Origin of the sequence: Novosphingobium sp. TCA1, from assembly GCF_009811895.1 — a bacterium.
Classification (GTDB): domain Bacteria; phylum Pseudomonadota; class Alphaproteobacteria; order Sphingomonadales; family Sphingomonadaceae; genus Novosphingobium; species Novosphingobium panipatense_A.
In genome coordinates this window covers 51,695-68,598 of the sequence record NZ_BLJH01000006.1, presented here as the reverse complement: position 1 = coordinate 68,598, position 16,904 = coordinate 51,695, and the positions used below count along the sequence as shown (strand labels likewise).

The following is a 16,904-nucleotide window of genomic DNA, read 5'->3' as shown; positions in this document are numbered from 1 at the left end:
GTCTCCGCTGAGACAGCATCTTTCCTTTCGCGCCGTCAACCGCAGAGGGCAGCCCGACTATGACGACGGGCTGCAACGGCATCACCTGCTTCCGCTTCAGATCGGGCGTAGCCGCTGCTTTCAACCTCTGCTCGTGGCCATCGGTGGGCTCCATGCCTGTTTCGAGGATTTCCGTCGCAACGGCCTGCTGCTTCCCTGCGATGAGGCAGCAAGCATACGCATGGGCCTGCCGCTCCATCGCGGCCCTCATCGACAATATACCTCGCTTGTCAGTGAACGGATCGGCCAGATTGAGGCGAAATGGTCGCAGGACAGGCGCAAGACGCCATCGCGCGCCGCTAACGATGCGCGGTGGCGGATAGGCCTTTTGCAGCGGGCCTTGCGCCGCCTTCTGCTAGGGGCACCGTTTCACGGACCTCAGCTTAACCGCAACGATCCGTTGCGGCCGGAAGTCGAATTTTCGGAGCTCGACGATCTGGCGGACAAGCTCTGGTTGGGAACGGCGCCTATCCTGTCAGGCGCCGATGCTCAGTCCACCAGATGCGAGGCCATGCCCACGCGATCGCGCAAAGCGTCCATTGCGGCGCGGTACTGCGTTTCGAGCGCGGCGATGCGCGATTCCACAGGCTCGATCGAGGAAATCGCGCCGATTCCTTGTCCCGATCCCCAGATGTCTTTCCAAGCCTTGGCCGCGGTATTGCCGCCGGAACCGAAGTCCATCTGGGTCTTGTCGCCTTCCGGCAGATTGTCCGGGTCGAGACCTGCAGCGGTGATGGAGGCGCGCAGGTAGTTTCCGTGAACGCCCGTGAAGAGGCTGGAATAGACTATGTCCGCCGCTGCGCCATCGACGATGGCCTGCTTGTATTCCGATGCCGCGTTGGCCTCGTTCGTGGCAATGAACGGCGTACCGATATAGGCAAAGTCGGCGCCCATCGCCTGGGCAGCCACAATGGAGCGACCGCAGGCAATCGCGCCGGACAGCGCAAGAGGACCGTCGAACCAGGCACGGATTTCCTGCATGAGGGCGAAAGGCGACTGAGGCCCCGCATGTCCGCCGGCGCCGGCAGCTACGGCGATCAGTCCGTCTGCACCCTTTTCCACGGCCTTGCGAGCGAAGCGGTCGTTGATCACGTCGTGGAAGACCAGGCCTCCCCATCCATGCACTGCGGCATTCACCTCGGGCATTGCGCCAAGGGAGGTTATGACCAGCGGCACCTTGTGCTTTTCAAGCACCTTGAGGTCTTCCTGAAGCCGATTGTTGCTTTTGTGAACAATGAGATTGACTGCCAAAGGCGCTTCGCAACCTTCTGTTTCCTCTTCAATTTCACAGAGCCATTCGTCGAGCTGGCTGGCTGGGCGCGCGTTCAGGGCGGGGAAGCTGCCGACGATCCCCGATCGCATCTGCGCAATGACGAGATGCGGTGTCGACACTATGAACATCGGCGCTGCAATCACAGGCAGGCGAAGCGAGGCGAAAGGCGCTGGAAGAGGCATATCCGGTCCGTTTAAGTGATCGATTAAACCAGACATAGATCGGCGGCGATCCACTGTCGAGAGTTCGCGCGTACCGCCGGGGCGTTGACGGCGCCGTAACGCGGCAAGGCGCGTGACCCGATAGACCGGCTGTAATAGACAGCACTGTCGATCAAAGGAAAGGCGGCTCAAGTCGCCATCGGGAGAAGGGAAGCGCCATGTCGGACCAAGTCGCCGCTGAGTTTGATTGCTCTGATATCGATCAATACCTTGGAAAAGTGATCGATTCCTCGCCCATCCGCGAGCCTCTTGGAAACAATGACATCCGCCGCTGGGCGCAGGCGATGCACTATGCGAATCTCCTTCATTTCGATCCTGCTTTCGCTGCCGAGAGCCGGTTCGGGAAGCTTGTGGCGCCGCAGAGCTTTCCGATCGTGATGGATGACGGTCACGGTACGGCGCCTTCCTGCGTCGGCTGCATTCCAAACTCCCACCTGCTCTTCGGCGGCGATGAGTTCTGGCATTATGGCCCGCGCGTATTCGGCGGCGATGTCGTTACGAATGAGCGAATTCCGTTCGACTATACCGTCAAGAACACCGGTTTCGGGCCGACCTGCTTCCAGCGGGGCGACAACTTCTATCGCAACCAGTCGGGCGAGCTGATCGCGAAGCAGCGCTCTACCGCGATACGCTATCTCGCCCATGCGGGCGGAGACACCGTCAATACCGCAGAGTTCGAAGAGCCTGAATGGACGGATGCCGAACTCGATCAGCTGGAGCAGCGCAAGTTCGCCTGGATTCGCATGCTCCATGAGTTGGGGCATGGCGAACGTTGGTGGGACGATGTCGCCATTGGCGATCAACTGCCCGAGCGCGTCTTCGGTCCGCATACTATCGCGAGCTTTACGACCGAGTGGCGCGCCTATCTCTTCACGACATGGGGCACGCTGGATCGCCGCGAACTCGATCTGGCGGCCTTGGGCTTCACGCCCGAGATGGCCGGTCATGAGAACGATCCGCATATGGAACGAATCAATCCTGAATTGACCGATGGTGCCTATTTCGGCCCTTCGCGAGGACATCTCTTCCCCAAGTATGCCCGCAAGATCGGCATGCCGAGGGCTTACGGCTACGGCGCCTCCATGGGAGCATGGGTTACCGACTATCTGGCCGGTTGGGCTGGCGAGTGGGGAATGGTCGTACACTCGACTGCTAATTACCGTGGGCCGGCGCTTTCGGGTGACGTCACAATCCAGACCGCCGAGGTGGTGGACAAGATGGTGGATGAACAGGGCCGTCACCTCGTGCAGGTGAAGCACAGGATGACCAACCAGAAGGGAACGCTGATGTGCGGGGGTATTGCGGAGATATCTCTGCCCAAGCGAACGGGCTGACTAGTTCGAGATGGTTAGGGCACTTGCTTGCCGGTCCGATCCAAGTGGTCCGGCGGGCCGAAGCGGTTTTCCCGCTTCGTGCCCGGCCATGCAATAATCACGATATAGGCCAGTCCGAACGCCGGAAAAACGGCCCAGTCCACCCATGTGAAGAGGCGTTCGGCAGTCGCTCTCGCGTCCCAGCCAAGGCTGCCCTGCAGGATCTCCAGGATCAGGAGCCGAACGGCGCCGAGAGCGAGTGCCAAACTCCACCAGCCGCTGCGGTCCAGATCGTGAAAGCGTCTGATGACGAGCGACACCACAGGAATTGCAATAAGCAGCATGACTGCAAGCGATGCCCAGCGGGAGAGGGCGGGGGCGAGAAACCATGCGGTAATCGCTGAAAACAGGACACCGATCAGCGTGGCCGCCAGAAGGTAGACCCAGACTTCCGTTCTCCCAGATCTGCCGGAAGGTGAAAAGCTTCGGCGGACGCTCTGTGCGAGGTAGGCCGGGATCATCGCTCCGGCCCCTCGGGGAAATGTCCATGGCTGGAGGCATCCAGCCCTGCGCGCTCGGCGTCTTCGGAAACGCGCATGGGGAAAACGAGAGATGCCATGAGGGCAACGATGGCAGTCGCCATGGCAGACCAGAACACGACGACGGCAAGTGCGGAAGATTGCGCTATTGTCTGCGAAATCATGGACATATCGCCATAATATCCGACGCCGCCGAAGGTGTTGGACAGAAACGCCCCGAGCAGGAGCGAGCCGAGGGCGCCGCACAGCCCCGGCACCGCGAAGACATCCAGGGCATCGTCCACCTGGAAACGGGCGCGAACGACGTGGCTTGCCAGATATCCGGCGCCCGCCCCGAGCATGCCGAAAAGAATCGATGCGCCCGGAGAAATGTAGCCGGCTGCCGGAGCGATCGTGGCGATGCCTGCCATGGCGGCTTTGCCAAGGCCAAGTGCCTTGATCCGTCCCGAAGCGAGCCGTTCGATGCCGGCCCAGGTCACGATTGCCACTGCAATGGCGAGATGGGCCGAGATCATCGCTGCTGCTGCGTCGTCGTTGGCGGCAACGGCCCAGCCGCCGCTAAGGCCGAGCGCGCCGACCCAGGCCATGGCGGCTCCGACCAAGGAGAGCGCCGGATTGTGCGGTATCGGGGGCATGCCTGAAAACGAGGATCTGCGGCCGAGAATGGCCGCGACTACGAGAGCGGAGACCCCCGCGCTCGTGAAGATGACCAGCCCGCCGGCCCAGTCCAGCACGCCCAGATTGCGGGAGAGCCATCCGCCGCCCCAGATCCAGTGGGTGATCGGGGCCTGCACGATAAGCGTCCAGAGCGCGCCGAACGTCATCACCCAGCCGAACCGTGCCCGTTCGGCCCAGGCGCCGACCATCAGCGCCGGTGCGAGCGCGGCCACCACGATCTGGAACAGGGCAAAGGCGCTTTCGGGCATATCGGTTCCGCCGCGCACATTTCCGAGCTCGATAAGCATCCATGCATTGCCGCCGCCGATCCAGCCGCCGGTGATGTCTCCGAAGGCCAGCGTATATCCGACGATGCCCCAGAGAACCGTTACCACGGCAGCGAGGGCGAAGGACTGGATCACGACCGACAGTCCGTTCCGCCTGCCGACGCTGCCGAAGTTGTACAGCGCGATGCCCGGCAGCGCGAGCAGCAGGACCAGTCCGGCCGCCGCCATTATCCAGGCGGTGTCGCCGCTGTTGGACAGGTCTATCCGTGCTTCCTGGGCCATGGCCCGTCCCGGCAGGACGGCCAGCAGACTTGGAATGGACAACAGCGCCCGCTTGATCATCGATTTTCCCCACGGATGCCGGCAAGGACCGGTGCTCCCCAAGGGCGGTCTAGAGCAGAGCGGCGGCCGGGCACAAGGTGTTGCGCCTTCGGGAATTTCCCGGAGCAGGAAAAGGTTTGCAAGGCACGCGGGTCGCTATCGTAGGGGCAGCGTCGGCGGGCGCAACCATTCCACAGGGAGAGTGGCGAGAATCCTTGATGAAGGACGCTGCATCGCATTATGAAACAGCCATGTTTTCGCGAAAAATTCGACAGTCGATCCTGGCGGCCTGCGGCGCCGCCGTCTGCACTCTGGCCGGTGCGGCACAGGCGGCCGATGACGACAAGGTCCCCTACTGGGCTTCGGTCGACACCGATCTGGCGAATTTGCGCGTGGGCCCCGGCGAATCGTACAAGATCGACTGGGTCTATCGCCGTCTCCATCTCCCCGTGAAAGTGCTGCGCAGGGAAGGGCCATGGCGGCTCGTCGAGGACCCCGACGGCACCAAGGGCTGGATGAGGGACCTCCTGCTTTCCCGCCAGCGCGCGGCCCTCGTAAAAGGACCGGGAGGCAAGGCTCTGGTAGAAATGCATGCGGAGGCCAGTTCAGGCTCGCCCATGCTGTGGCGGATCCAGCCCGGGGTGATCGGCCTGCTGGGCGATTGCAAGGATGGCTGGTGTCCGTTCGATGTGCAGGGGCACAAGGGCTATGTCGAACAGGACATGCTGTGGGGCGCAGGCGCCCCCTGAAATTCATGCTATAAGGTATTGAAATGAAAGCCCCCGCCGCAAGGACGGGGGTTCTCATTTTGGGATTGATCAGACGAGTTCGACCGCAACTGCCGTGGCTTCGCCGCCGCCGATGCAGAGCGAGGCGACACCCTTCTTTAGGCCCTTTTCCTTGAGGGCGTTGATGAGGGTGACGATGATGCGGGTGCCCGAAGCGCCGATCGGATGGCCGAGCGCGGTCGCGCCGCCGTGGACGTTGACCTTGTCGTGCGGGATGCCGAGGTCGTGCATCGCGAACATGGCGACGCAGGCGAAGGCTTCGTTCACTTCGAACAGGTCCACGTCCGAAAGCTGCCAGCCCACCTTGTCCATCAGCTTGGTGATCGCGCTGACCGGGGCCGTGGTGAACTTGGCGGGTTCGTGGGCGTGGGCGGCGACGCCGACAACGGTGGCGACGGGCGCCAGGCCCTTGGCTTCGGCCACGCTCTTGCGGGACATGACGACAGCGGCGGCACCGTCGGAGATCGAGCTGGACGTGGCGGCCGTGATCGTGCCGTCCTTGGCGAAGGCGGCGCGCAAAGTGCGGATCTTGTCGGCATTGCCCTTGGGCGGCTGTTCGTCGGTATCGACCACCAGGTCACCCTTGCGGGTCTTCACGGTGACGGGAACGACTTCACCCTTGAATGCGCCATTGGCGATCGCTTCCTGCGCACGGCGCAGCGATTCGATCGAGTAATCGTCCTGATTTTCGCGGGTTAGCTGATATTCGTCAGCCGTTACCTGCGCGAAGGAACCCATCGATCCGCCCTCGTAGGCGTCTTCCAGGCCGTCGAGGAACATGTGGTCGTAAAGGGTGTCATGGCCGGCGCGGGCGCCCGAGCGGTGCTTCTTCGACAAGTACGGGGCATTGGTCATCGATTCCATGCCGCCCGCGATGATCACGTCGAGCGAGCCGGAGGCGAGGGCCTCGGCGCCCATGATCACCGTCTGCATCCCCGATCCGCAGACCTTGTTGACGGTGGTGGCTTCGACCGACTTCGGCAGGCCGGCCTTCAGCGCCGCCTGGCGGGCAGGCGCCTGGCCGAGCCCGGCGGGGAGCACGCAGCCCATGTAGATGCGTTCGATGTCTTCGCCGGAAACCCCGGCGCGTTCCACGGCGGCCTTGACGGCGGTTGCGCCGAGTTCAGTTGCCGAAACGTCGGCGAGGGCGCCTTGGAGGCCGCCCATCGGGGTACGAGCATAGGAAAGAATGACAATCGGGTCTGAAGCCGAGATTTGGGCCATTATTATGCCTTTCACGCTTGGAAATCAGGTATCCTTCGAAATTCAGGTAGTGCTGCACTGCATCAATTGCAATTGATGACTCCTTCGCCATCGCGCTTCAACATGCGCCATCCCCGGGGCGTTGACGCAACCATTTCCTGCTCCGATCCGGGGCTGTGATAACGGCGATTTTCGCAAGCTGGATGCGAAATCTTGCATCCGTAAGGCGATCGCACTCAATTCGCATGGAATTGCCCAATCTCCCGGCTGCTGCGGGTTTCGACTTGATGCGCCTCCGTGACGAAGCATGTCCGCTCCCCAGCTTGTTGCGAATGGCTCGCAACACCGCAGAGTTCCGCCATTTATTCCCTTCGGACACCTTGCAGAGGGGGAGGGGCTGGCCTAAGAGCGCCCGCAACAACCGGACGTTGCCTGAGGCATGAGTCCGGCTGCCGTATCCGGTATGAAGGCCAGAACCATTGACTGATCTGTCACAATACCTGCCGATCCTGATCTTTCTCGCGGTTGCGCTCGCGCTTTCGTCGGTGATCGTGCTGCTGCCGATGGGCGTCGCCCGCCTGACCGGCACCCATAATCCGAGCGCCGACAAGAACAGCGAGTACGAATGCGGCTTCCCCGCGTTCGAGGACCCGCGCAGCCAGTTCGACGTCCGCTTCTACCTCGTGGCGATCCTGTTCATCGTCTTCGACCTTGAAGCCGCGTTCCTGTTCCCCTGGGCCGTTTCGCTCAAGCTGACCGGCTGGGCCGGCTGGCTGACGATGATGGTGTTCCTCGGCGAACTGGCCATCGGCCTCGCCTATGCATGGAAGAAGGGAGCTCTGGACTGGGAATGAGCACGCTCGTGAACTCCGCCGGCCAGCCTCTCGCTCCGGCAATCGCTCAGGGCGGCGCCGTCGTGCCGCCCGATCAGGCATTCTTCAAGGACCTCAACCAGGAAGTGTCCGACAAGGGCTTCCTCGTCACGTCGACCGAGGAGCTGTTCCAGTGGGCCCGTACCGGCTCGCTGTGGTGGATGACCTTCGGCCTCGCCTGCTGCGCGGTCGAGATGATCCACGTCAACATGCCCCGCTACGACATGGAGCGCTTCGGCGCCGCGCCGCGCGCATCCCCGCGTCAGTCTGACGTGATGATCGTGGCAGGAACGCTCTGCAACAAGATGGCTCCGGCCCTCCGCAAGGTCTACGACCAGATGTCGGACCCGAAGTACGTCATCTCGATGGGTTCGTGCGCCAACGGCGGCGGTTACTATCACTACAGCTACAGCGTCGTGCGCGGCTGCGACCGGATCGTTCCGGTTGACATCTACGTGCCGGGCTGCCCGCCGACCGCCGAAGCGCTGCTCTACGGCATCATGCAGCTGCAGCGTAAGATCCGCCGCGTCGGCGCGCTCGAAAGGTAAGGGCACGATGACTGTTCTGCATTCCGCCCCCAAGATCGCGTCGAACGAAGGCGTGGTGGAGACTCTCTCCGCCGCGCTGGGTTCGATGCTGGTTGCCGCCCGCGAAGAGCACGGCGAAGTCGTGCTCACCGTTGCGCGCGACCAGGCCGAGAACGCCCTGCGCCTGCTGCGTGACCATCACGAATACCAGCAGCTCATGGAAATGGCCGGTGTCGACTATCCGTCGCGTCCCGAACGCTTCGAAGTCGTCTACATGCTGCTCTCGATCACGAAGAACCATCGCCTGCTGGTGAAGGTCAACGCGGCCGAGAATACGCCGGTGCCGACCGTGACCACGCTGTGGCACAACGCCGGTTGGCTCGAGCGCGAAGTGTTCGACATGTACGGCGTGATCTTCGCCGGCAACCGCGACCTTCGCCGCATCCTCACCGACTACGGCTTCGAAGGGCATCCGTTCCGCAAGGACTTCCCGCTCACCGGCCATATCGAGCTGCGCTATTCCGAAGAGGACAAGCGCGTGGTCTACGAGCCGGTCCAGCTTGCGCAGGATCTGCGTCAGTTCGACTTCATGAGCCCCTGGGAAGGCGCGGAATACGTGCTGCCTGGCGATGAGAAGGCCGAAGGAGAAAAGGCGTGAGCATGCAGCTCGAACAGTCGCCGACCACCGGCGACGAAGTCATCACCAACTACACGATCAACTTCGGTCCACAGCACCCCGCGGCCCACGGCGTTCTGCGCATGGTCATGGAACTCGACGGCGAGATCATCGAGCGTATCGATCCGCACGTCGGCCTGCTGCATCGCGGCACCGAGAAGCTGATCGAACACAAGACCTACCTCCAGGCGCTGCCGTACTTCGACCGTCTGGACTACTGCTCGCCGCTAGGCATGGAACATTCCTACGTCCTCGCGATCGAGAAGCTGCTGAACCTCGAGGTTCCGCTGCGCGCCCAGTATCTGCGCGTGCTGTTCGCCGAGCTGACCCGCATCTGCAACCACATGATGAACATGGGGTCGCACATCATGGATATCGGCGCGATGACGCCGAACCTGTGGCTGTTCGAAGTCCGCGAGGACTGCCTCAACTTCTTCGAACGCGCTTCGGGCGCCCGCATGCACTCGGCCTGGTTCCGCCCCGGCGGCGTGCATCAGGACGTGCCGCTCAAGCTGCTCACCGACATTGCCGACTGGCTCGACACGCGCCTGCCGGAACTGTTCGAGGACGCGCTGAGCCTGGTCATAGACAACCGCATCTTCAAGCAGCGTAACGTCGACATCGCCGTCGTTTCCAAGGAAGATGCGCTGGCCTGGGGCTTCTCCGGCCCGATGATCCGCGCCACCGGCATCCCCTGGGATATCCGCAAGAGCCAGCCTTACGACGTCTACGACCGCATGGACTTCGAAGTCCCGGTCGGCACCGCTTCGGACTGCTACGACCGCTTCATGGTCCGTGCCGAGGAAGTGCGCCAGTCGGCGAAGATCATGAAGCAGTGCCTCGCGCAGATGCCCGAAGGCCCGATTATGACCACCGACCGCAAGGTCGGCCCGCCGAAGCGCGGCGAGATGAAGCAGTCGATGGAATCGCTGATCCATCACTTCAAGCTCTACACCGAAGGCTTCCACGTTCCCGCGGGCGAAGTCTATGTCGCCACGGAAAGCCCCAAGGGCGAATTCGGCGTCTATCTGGTGTCGGACGGCTCGAACAAGCCATACCGCTGCAAGATCCGTCCGACCGCCTTCTCGCATCTCCAGGCGATGGACTTCATGTCGAAGGGCCACATGCTGCCCGACGCCACGGCGATCCTCGGTGCCATGGACATCGTGTTCGGGGAGTGCGACCGTTGAGCAAGCTCGCCGTCGCAGAGGCCATGATCGCCGCCTACAACGCGCAGGACGCCGATCTCTACGTCTCGTACATGACCGAGGACGCCAGCGAGGCGAACTATCGCGGCGCTGTTGTTCGCGAGGGCCGGGAAGGCACGCGCTCGGGCCTCAAGGCGGCTTTCGCCAAGTGGCCCGAGAACCAGGCCGAGATCGTCTCGCGCGAGGAAACCGACAATTACGTCGTCTTCCGCGAGCACGTGACGCGCGGCCCGGCGACGGACGGTTCCGATCCCGTCGAGCCTTTCGACGTTCTCGCCGTCTACAGCTTCGAGGGCGACAAGTGCTCGCGCGTCGAATTCATCCGGTGAGGGAGTTCATCCGATGAAATTCAACACCCTCGAACTGACCCGCATCTGGGCCGCCGTCACCGGTGTGGCCCTTGCGGTGTGGTATTTTGTCGCCGTCTATCTCGATCTCCAGCCCACGGCCGTGCTGCCGATGCTGGTGACCGCGATCGGCGGCTTTGAGTTGTTTCTTTTCGGCCAGGACCAGTGGCTGAAGCGCAGGGGTAAGCATGGCTGACCGCTATATCGAACCCGACACGCCCGAACTCCGGGCCCGTTGGGGCAATTTCGCCTGGACCGCCGAGAACGCCGAAAAGGCGAAGGATGTCGTGTCCCGCTATCCGGCAGGGCGCCAGCGCTCGGCCGTGATGCCGCTGCTCGATCTGGCCCAGCGCCAGGTCGGTGCCGAGTTGAACACGCAGGGCTGGCTGCCGATTCCGGTGATGGAATATATCGCCGCCTATCTCGACATGCCGGTGATCCGCGTGGTCGAGGTCGCGTCGTTCTACACCATGTACAACATCGCGCCGATCGGCCGGTTCCACGTGCAGGTTTGCGGCACCACGCCCTGCATGCTGCGCGGTTCGGACGACCTGCTGGAAACCTGCAAGTCGCGCGGCATGAAGAAGGGCCACATCTCGGAAGACGGCTTGTGGTCGTTCACCGAGGTCGAGTGCATGGGCAACTGCGCCTCGGCCCCGATGGTCCAGATCAACGACGACAACTACGAAGACCTCACGTCGGACCGCCTCAACGCGGTGCTCGACGCGCTGGCGCGTGGTGAAACGCCCAAGGCCGGCACCCAGGATCCCGCCCGTCACACCGTGGAACCGGTGGGCGAGCCTACCAATCTGGCGGCGATGATCACCGAAAACCATGACTATCGGAGTGAGTGGTAATGGCTCTCCTCGATAAGGATCGCATCTTCACCAACCTCTACGGCTATCAGCCGTGGAACCTGAAGGAAGCGCAGGCACGCGGTGCCTGGGACAACACCAAGGCGCTGATCGAGCGCGGCCGCGACGCCATCATCGACGAGATGAAGGCTTCGGGTCTGCGCGGTCGCGGCGGTGCTGGCTTCCCGACCGGCATGAAGTGGTCCTTCATGCCCAAGCAGCCGCCGCTCGACCAGGCAGGCAATCCGAAGCCCAGCTTCCTCGTGATCAATGCGGACGAATCCGAACCGGGTTCGTGCAAGGATCGCGAGATCATGCGTCACGATCCGCACCTCCTCTTCGAAGGCGCGCTGGTCGCGGGCTTCGCCATGGGTGCGCGCGCGGCCTACATCTACATTCGCGGCGAATATATCCGCGAGGCAGAGACGCTGTTCGCTGCGCGTGAAGAGGCTTACGCAGCCGGTCTGCTGGGCAAGAACGCCTGCGGTTCGGGCTACGACTTCGACGTCTTCGTCCACCGCGGCGCCGGCGCCTACATCTGCGGCGAAGAAACCGCGATGATCGAAAGCCTCGAAGGCAAGAAGGGTCAGCCCCGCCTGAAGCCGCCGTTCCCGGCCGGCGCAGGTCTCTACGGCTGCCCCACCACGGTCAACAACGTCGAATCGATCGCCGTCGCGCCGACCATTCTGCGCCGCGGCGCCGCGTGGTTCTCCAGCTTCGGCCGCGAGAACAACAAGGGCACCAAGCTCTTCCAGATCAGCGGGCACGTGAACCGTCCCTGCGTGGTCGAGGAAGAGATGTCGATCCCGTTCAGCGAACTGATCGAGCGTCACTGCGGCGGCATTCGCGGCGGCAAGGACAACCTGCTGGCGGTGATCCCCGGCGGTTCGTCGGTTCCGCTGGTTCCGGCGGCCGACATCTGGGACGCGCCGATGGACTTCGACGGCCTGAAGGCGGTCGGCTCCGGTCTCGGTACCGCTGCCGTCATCGTCATGGACAAGTCCACCGACATCGTCCGCGCCATCAGCCGCATCTCGTACTTCTACAAGCACGAATCCTGCGGCCAGTGCACCCCTTGCCGCGAAGGCACGGGCTGGATGTGGCGCGTGATGGAGCGCCTGCGCACCGGCGACGCGGAAGTCGAGGAAATCGACATGCTGCAGCAGGTGACCAAGCAGGTCGAAGGCCACACCATCTGCGCCCTGGGCGACGCTGCGGCGTGGCCGATCCAGGGCCTGATCAAGCACTTCCGTCCGGAGCTTGAGCGCCGGATCGCAGATAACGTCCGCGAGGCTGCCGAGTAATGCCCAAGGTCAAAGTCGACGGCGTCGAGATCGACGTCCCCAACGGCGCAACCGTGCTGCAGGCCTGTGAGCTTGCCGGCAAGGAAATCCCGCGCTTCTGCTATCACGAACGCCTGAGCATCGCCGGCAACTGCCGCATGTGCCTGGTCGAAGTGAAGCCCGGACCGCCCAAGCCCCAGGCTTCGTGCGCGCTTCCGGCCTCCGAAGGCCAGGAAATCCGCACGGATTCCGAAATGGTCAAGAAGGCGCGGGAAGGGGTGATGGAGTTCCTCCTCATCAACCACCCGCTCGACTGCCCGATCTGCGATCAGGGCGGCGAGTGCGACCTTCAGGACCAGTCCGTCGCTTACGGTCGCGGCGCTTCGCGCTATGACGAGAACAAGCGCGCGGTCACCGAAAAGTACATGGGTCCGCTCATCAAGACGACGATGACGCGCTGCATCCACTGCACCCGCTGCGTGCGCTTCTCGGAAGAAATCGCCGGCGTGGACGAGATCGGCGCGCTTTATCGCGGCGAGAACATGCAGATCACGACCTATCTCGAACATGCTGCCAAGCACGAGATGTCGGCCAACGTGATCGACCTGTGCCCGGTCGGTGCGCTCACCTCGCGTCCCTACGCGTTCGAGGCCCGTCCCTGGGAACTTAAGAAGACGCTGGGCATCGACGTGTCGGACGCCACCGGCGCCAACATCCGCATCGATGCGCGCGGCCGCGAAGTGCTGCGCGTGCTTCCTCGTAACAACGATGACGTGAACGAGGAATGGATCAGCGACAAGGCGCGCTACATGGTCGACGGCCTTACCAAGCGCCGCCTCGACAAGCCGTTCCTGCGCCGTGACGGCAAGCTCGTCGCGGTCAGTTGGAACGAGGCATTTGCCGCCATCGCCACGCTGAACCCGGGCAATTCGATCGCCGCCGTCGCCGGCGACATGGTCGATTGCGAAACGATGTTCGCGGCCAAGAAGCTGGTCGTCGCGCTTGGTTCGAAGCTCATCGAAGGTCGCCAGACGGGGATGGACTACGCGACCGACAGCCTCGCTGCCGTCAACTTCAACACGACGTTCTCGGGCATCGAGACTGCCGATGCGATCCTGATCGCGGGCAGCCAGGTGCGCTGGGAAGCCCCGCTGCTCAACGTTCGCCTGCGCAAGGCGGTGAAGCGCGGCGCCAAGGTGTTCCTGGTCGGTCCCGAGTGGGAAACCACTTTCGGCGGCGAGTTCCTTGGCGAAGACCTCTCGGTCCTTGGCAATCTGCCGCAGAACGTCGCCGATGTGCTGTCGAACGCGAAGCATCCGGCGGTCATCCTCGGCGGTGCGGCGCTCGGCCGTGGCGGTCTGGAAGCGGGCCTTGCGCTCGCGGCCCAGTTCAACCTCGTCCGTGATCTCGAAGACGGCACCAAGTGGAATGGCTTCAACGTCCTCCACATGGCGGCGGCCCGCATGGGCGGCCTGATGCTCGGCTACGCGCAGCAGGGCGGCATTGCCGACCTCGTCGCCGCCAAGCCCAAGGTTCTGCTCGCGCTCGGCGCCGATGAAGTGGACTTCACCCAGTTCGCCGGTTCGATGATCGTCTACATCGGTCACCACGGCGACAAGGGCGCCCACGCGGCGGACGTGATCCTGCCGGCTTCGGCCTACACCGAAAAGGCAGGCACTTACGTCAACACCGAAGGCCGCGTGCAGTGGTCCGACAAGGCCGTGTTCGCACCGGGCGATGCCCGTGAAGACTGGACGATTCTGCGCGCGCTCGCCGATGCCTTCGGCGTGACCGTCGGTTTCGACACCTTCGATCAGCTGCGAAACGCAATGATCGAGGAAGTTCCTGCACTTGGCAGGGAAGGTCTTGCCGACTACGGGAGCGTTCTGCCTCTCGGCGGCGGTTCCGCTGCCGGTCAGATCGCCTATCCGATCAAGGACTTCTACATGACCAACCCGATCGCCCGTGCGAGCGCTGTCATGCAGCGCTGCTCGGCTGAACTTCTCCACGGGGAAGAGATCGCGGAGGCAGCGGAATGACCGCTTTCTTCCAGAATCTCGGGATGAGCTACGAGTGGGCATGGTTCGTGTCCACCGTCTGCGGCATCCTGCTCATCGCGCTGCCGCTGATGCTGGCCGTCGCCATGATCATCTATGTCGACCGCAAGATCTGGGCCGCCATGGCGCTGCGCCGCGGTCCCAACGTGGTCGGCCCGTTCGGTCTGCTCCAGTCCTTCGCGGACGGTCTGAAGGTCTTCCTTCAGGAAACCATCGTTCCCTCGGCGGCGAACAAGGGCCTGTTCCTGATTGCGCCGATCGTGACTTTCACCCTGGCGCTGCTGTCCTGGGCAGTGATCCCGTTCAACTCGGGCGCGATCCTGGCCGATATCAACATCGGCCTGCTCTACATCCTCGCGATCAGCTCGCTGGGTGTCTACGGCACGATCATGGCGGGCTGGGCTTCGAACTCGAAGTACCCGTTCTTCTCGGCGATGCGCGCCTCGGCGCAGATGATCTCCTATGAAGTCTCGATCGGCTTCATCCTGATCTGCGTCGTTCTCTGGGCGGGCACGTTCAACATGAACGAGATCGTCTGGGCGCAGAAGGGCCACGTCTTCGGCATCATCAACGGTTTCGTCGCGAACCCGCTGCTGTTCCCGATGTGGGTGATGTTCCTGATTTCGAGCCTTGCGGAAACGCAGCGCGCACCCTTCGACCTTGCCGAAGCGGAATCGGAACTCGTCGCCGGTTACCAGACGGAATACTCGTCGATGGCTTTCGCCGCCTACTGGCTGGGCGAATATGCCAACGTGCTCCTGATGTGCGCGCTCAACGCGACCCTGTTCTGGGGCGGATGGCTGCCGCCGCTCGACATCCCCGTTCTCTACCTCGTGCCGGGCTTCGTATGGTTCCTGCTCAAGGTCTTCTTCTTCTTCTTCGTGTTCAGCTGGATCAAGGCCACCGTTCCCCGGTACCGCTATGACCAGCTGATGCGCCTGGGCTGGAAGGTCTTCCTGCCCGTATCGCTGCTGTTCGTCGTAATCGTCAGCGGCTACCTCATGGCTACCGGACACTTCCAATGACCGTCGGACAACTCATAAAGAGCTTCACGCTCTGGGAGTTCGTGAAGGCGCACTGGCTGACCTTGAAGTATTTCTTCAAGCCCAAGGCGACGATCAACTACCCCTTCGAGAAGAACCCGCTTTCGCCGCGCTTCCGTGGTGAGCATGCCCTTCGCCGTTATCCCAACGGCGAGGAGCGCTGCATCGCCTGCAAGCTCTGCGAGGCGATCTGCCCGGCGCAGGCGATCACGATCGAGGCTGCACCGCGCACCGACGGTTCGCGCCGTACCACGCGCTACGACATCGACATGACGAAGTGCATCTACTGCGGCTTCTGCCAGGAAGCCTGTCCGGTGGACGCCATCGTCGAAGGGCCGAACTTCGAATACGCGACCGAAACGCGCGAGGAACTGCTCTATGACAAGGCCAAGCTACTGGCGAACGGGGACAAGTGGGAGCGTGCGATTGCCGCGAACCTTGAAGCCGATGCGCCGTACCGATAGGGGCCCGCGGACATGATCCAGACCATCGCCTTCTATCTGTTCGCCGTGCTGACGATCGCGTCGGCCGCTGCGACCATCCTCTCGCGCAATCCGGTCCACTCGGTGCTCTTCCTGATCCTGGCGTTCTTCAACGCCGCCGGGCTCATGATGCTCACTGGGGCCGAATTCATCGCCATGCTGCTCGTCATCGTCTATGTCGGTGCGGTCGCGGTGCTGTTCCTCTTCGTCGTCATGATGCTCGACATCGATTTCGCCGAACTGCGGGCAGGCTTCATCAAGAACTTCCCGCTCGGCATGCTGGTAGCCCTGGTGCTGCTGGCCGAGATGGTGCTCGGTATCGGTGCCTACAAGGCCGGATCCCTGACCCTCGGCACGCCGGACGGTACGGCGGCGACCCCGGCGGGCGCCTCGAACATCGAGGCCATCGGCGGCCTGATGTACAGCCGTTACCTGTTCCTGTTCGAAGCGGCCGGCCTGATCCTGCTCGTTGCGATGGTTGGCGCCATCGTGCTGACCCACCGCCAGCGCGGCGATACGCGCGGCCAGAAGATCAGCAAGCAGGTTGCGCGGCGTCCCGAAGAGGCAACCTTCAACGTCAAGCCGGAAGTCGGCAAGGGGGTCCAGCTGTGATCGGCGTCGAACATTACGTGGTCGTGAGCTCGATCCTCTTCGTGCTCGGCGTCCTCGGCATTTTCCTGAACCGCAAGAACGTCATCGTTCTGCTCATGGCGATCGAACTGATCCTGCTTGCGGTCAACATCAACCTCGTCGCGTTCAGCGCGTTCCTGCACGACCTCACGGGCCAGATCTTCGCGATGTTCGTGCTGACGGTCGCTGCCGGCGAGGCCGCAGTGGGGCTCGCAATCCTCGTGATCTATTTCCGCGGACGCGGCAGCATCGCTGTCGACGACGTCAACCGGATGAAGGGATAA

General features: G+C 62.9%; 18 protein-coding genes and 2 pseudogenes. 16 read left to right on the top strand and 4 right to left on the bottom strand.

What is annotated here, in order from left to right:
- Nucleotides 1-7: 7 nt before the first annotated feature.
- A pseudogene (locus NTCA1_RS28970) lies at nt 8-310 on the top strand (AHH domain-containing protein); the annotation flags it as partial.
- 218 nt (nt 311-528) lie between these two features.
- Here the strand turns inward: NTCA1_RS28970 and NTCA1_RS09615 are convergent.
- Nucleotides 529-1,494 carry a nitronate monooxygenase family protein gene (locus tag NTCA1_RS09615; protein ID WP_159830428.1) on the bottom strand — a complete coding sequence of 322 codons (966 nt, stop codon included), beginning with the start codon at nt 1,492-1,494 and terminating at the stop codon, nt 529-531.
- 197 nt (nt 1,495-1,691) lie between these two features.
- Between NTCA1_RS09615 and NTCA1_RS09610 the strand changes: the two genes are divergently transcribed.
- Nucleotides 1,692-2,867: a MaoC family dehydratase N-terminal domain-containing protein gene (locus NTCA1_RS09610; protein ID WP_159830256.1), complete on the top strand. Its 1,176-nt coding sequence runs from the start codon at nt 1,692-1,694 to the stop codon at nt 2,865-2,867.
- Between the two features lie 14 nt (nt 2,868-2,881).
- Here the strand turns inward: NTCA1_RS09610 and NTCA1_RS09605 are convergent, their stop codons facing one another.
- Entirely contained in the window at nt 2,882-3,367 is a 486-nt protein-coding gene (locus NTCA1_RS09605; RefSeq protein ID WP_159830254.1) for a DUF805 domain-containing protein, read from the bottom strand.
- A complete protein-coding gene (locus NTCA1_RS09600; RefSeq protein WP_159830252.1) occupies nt 3,364-4,671 on the bottom strand; it encodes an ammonium transporter in 1,308 nt (435 codons plus the stop codon). Before NTCA1_RS09600 ends, NTCA1_RS09605 begins: the two co-directional genes overlap by 4 nt.
- A gap of 230 nt (nt 4,672-4,901) precedes the next feature.
- Here NTCA1_RS09600 and NTCA1_RS09595 point away from each other — a divergent pair, with 230 nt between their 5' ends.
- Nucleotides 4,902-5,399: an SH3 domain-containing protein gene (locus NTCA1_RS09595; protein ID WP_159830250.1), complete on the top strand. Its 498-nt coding sequence runs from the start codon at nt 4,902-4,904 to the stop codon at nt 5,397-5,399.
- A 69-nt stretch (nt 5,400-5,468) separates the two neighbouring features.
- On the opposite strand, the gene NTCA1_RS09590 is transcribed toward NTCA1_RS09595, so the two are convergent.
- Nucleotides 5,469-6,662 (bottom strand): acetyl-CoA C-acyltransferase, encoded by a 1,194-nt coding sequence (locus NTCA1_RS09590; RefSeq protein WP_159830248.1) that lies wholly within the window; start codon nt 6,660-6,662, stop codon nt 5,469-5,471.
- 458 nt (nt 6,663-7,120) lie between these two features.
- On the opposite strand from NTCA1_RS09590, the gene NTCA1_RS09585 reads away from it, so the two are divergent.
- The 13 genes and pseudogenes from NTCA1_RS09585 (at nt 7,121) to nuoK (ending at nt 16,904) form a co-directional block, all read left to right on the top strand.
- Entirely contained in the window at nt 7,121-7,495 is a 375-nt protein-coding gene (locus NTCA1_RS09585; RefSeq protein WP_086490640.1) for an NADH-quinone oxidoreductase subunit A, read from the top strand.
- Nucleotides 7,492-8,061 carry an NADH-quinone oxidoreductase subunit B family protein gene (locus tag NTCA1_RS09580; RefSeq protein WP_086490639.1) on the top strand — a complete coding sequence of 190 codons (570 nt, stop codon included), beginning with the start codon at nt 7,492-7,494 and terminating at the stop codon, nt 8,059-8,061. Before NTCA1_RS09585 ends, NTCA1_RS09580 begins: the two co-directional genes overlap by 4 nt.
- A 7-nt stretch (nt 8,062-8,068) precedes the next feature.
- Nucleotides 8,069-8,680, top strand: a pseudogene (locus NTCA1_RS09575) (NADH-quinone oxidoreductase subunit C); the annotation flags it as partial.
- A 20-nt stretch (nt 8,681-8,700) separates the two neighbouring features.
- Nucleotides 8,701-9,906: an NADH-quinone oxidoreductase subunit D gene (locus NTCA1_RS09570; RefSeq protein ID WP_086490737.1), complete on the top strand. Its 1,206-nt coding sequence runs from the start codon at nt 8,701-8,703 to the stop codon at nt 9,904-9,906.
- Complete coding sequence (locus tag NTCA1_RS09565; protein WP_086490637.1) at nt 9,903-10,253, top strand: nuclear transport factor 2 family protein; 351 nt, start codon at nt 9,903-9,905, stop codon at nt 10,251-10,253. The genes NTCA1_RS09570 and NTCA1_RS09565 overlap by 4 nt, the downstream gene beginning before the upstream one ends.
- Nucleotides 10,254-10,266: 13 nt before the next feature.
- Entirely contained in the window at nt 10,267-10,467 is a 201-nt protein-coding gene (locus tag NTCA1_RS09560; protein WP_086490636.1) for a hypothetical protein, read from the top strand.
- A complete protein-coding gene (locus NTCA1_RS09555; protein ID WP_159830244.1) occupies nt 10,460-11,128 on the top strand; it encodes an NAD(P)H-dependent oxidoreductase subunit E in 669 nt (222 codons plus the stop codon). Before NTCA1_RS09560 ends, NTCA1_RS09555 begins: the two co-directional genes overlap by 8 nt.
- Nucleotides 11,128-12,429 carry an NADH-quinone oxidoreductase subunit NuoF gene (gene nuoF, locus NTCA1_RS09550; protein WP_159830242.1) on the top strand — a complete coding sequence of 434 codons (1,302 nt, stop codon included), beginning with the start codon at nt 11,128-11,130 and terminating at the stop codon, nt 12,427-12,429. The genes NTCA1_RS09555 and nuoF overlap by 1 nt, the downstream gene beginning before the upstream one ends.
- Nucleotides 12,429-14,447 carry an NADH-quinone oxidoreductase subunit NuoG gene (gene nuoG, locus NTCA1_RS09545; RefSeq protein ID WP_159830240.1) on the top strand — a complete coding sequence of 673 codons (2,019 nt, stop codon included), beginning with the start codon at nt 12,429-12,431 and terminating at the stop codon, nt 14,445-14,447. The genes nuoF and nuoG overlap by 1 nt, the downstream gene beginning before the upstream one ends.
- The gene (gene nuoH, locus NTCA1_RS09540) at nt 14,444-15,490 is read left to right on the top strand and encodes an NADH-quinone oxidoreductase subunit NuoH (RefSeq protein ID WP_159830238.1); all 1,047 of its coding nucleotides are present in this window, start codon (nt 14,444-14,446) and stop codon (nt 15,488-15,490) included. Before nuoG ends, nuoH begins: the two co-directional genes overlap by 4 nt.
- Nucleotides 15,487-15,972, top strand: coding sequence for an NADH-quinone oxidoreductase subunit NuoI (nuoI, locus tag NTCA1_RS09535; protein WP_086490631.1), 486 nt, complete (start codon nt 15,487-15,489; stop codon nt 15,970-15,972). Before nuoH ends, nuoI begins: the two co-directional genes overlap by 4 nt.
- 12 nt (nt 15,973-15,984) lie before the next feature.
- Nucleotides 15,985-16,602 carry an NADH-quinone oxidoreductase subunit J gene (locus NTCA1_RS09530; protein ID WP_159830236.1) on the top strand — a complete coding sequence of 206 codons (618 nt, stop codon included), beginning with the start codon at nt 15,985-15,987 and terminating at the stop codon, nt 16,600-16,602.
- On the top strand, nt 16,599-16,904 hold the full coding sequence (gene nuoK, locus NTCA1_RS09525; protein ID WP_054437643.1) for an NADH-quinone oxidoreductase subunit NuoK: 306 nt from the start codon (nt 16,599-16,601) through the stop codon (nt 16,902-16,904). The genes NTCA1_RS09530 and nuoK overlap by 4 nt, the downstream gene beginning before the upstream one ends.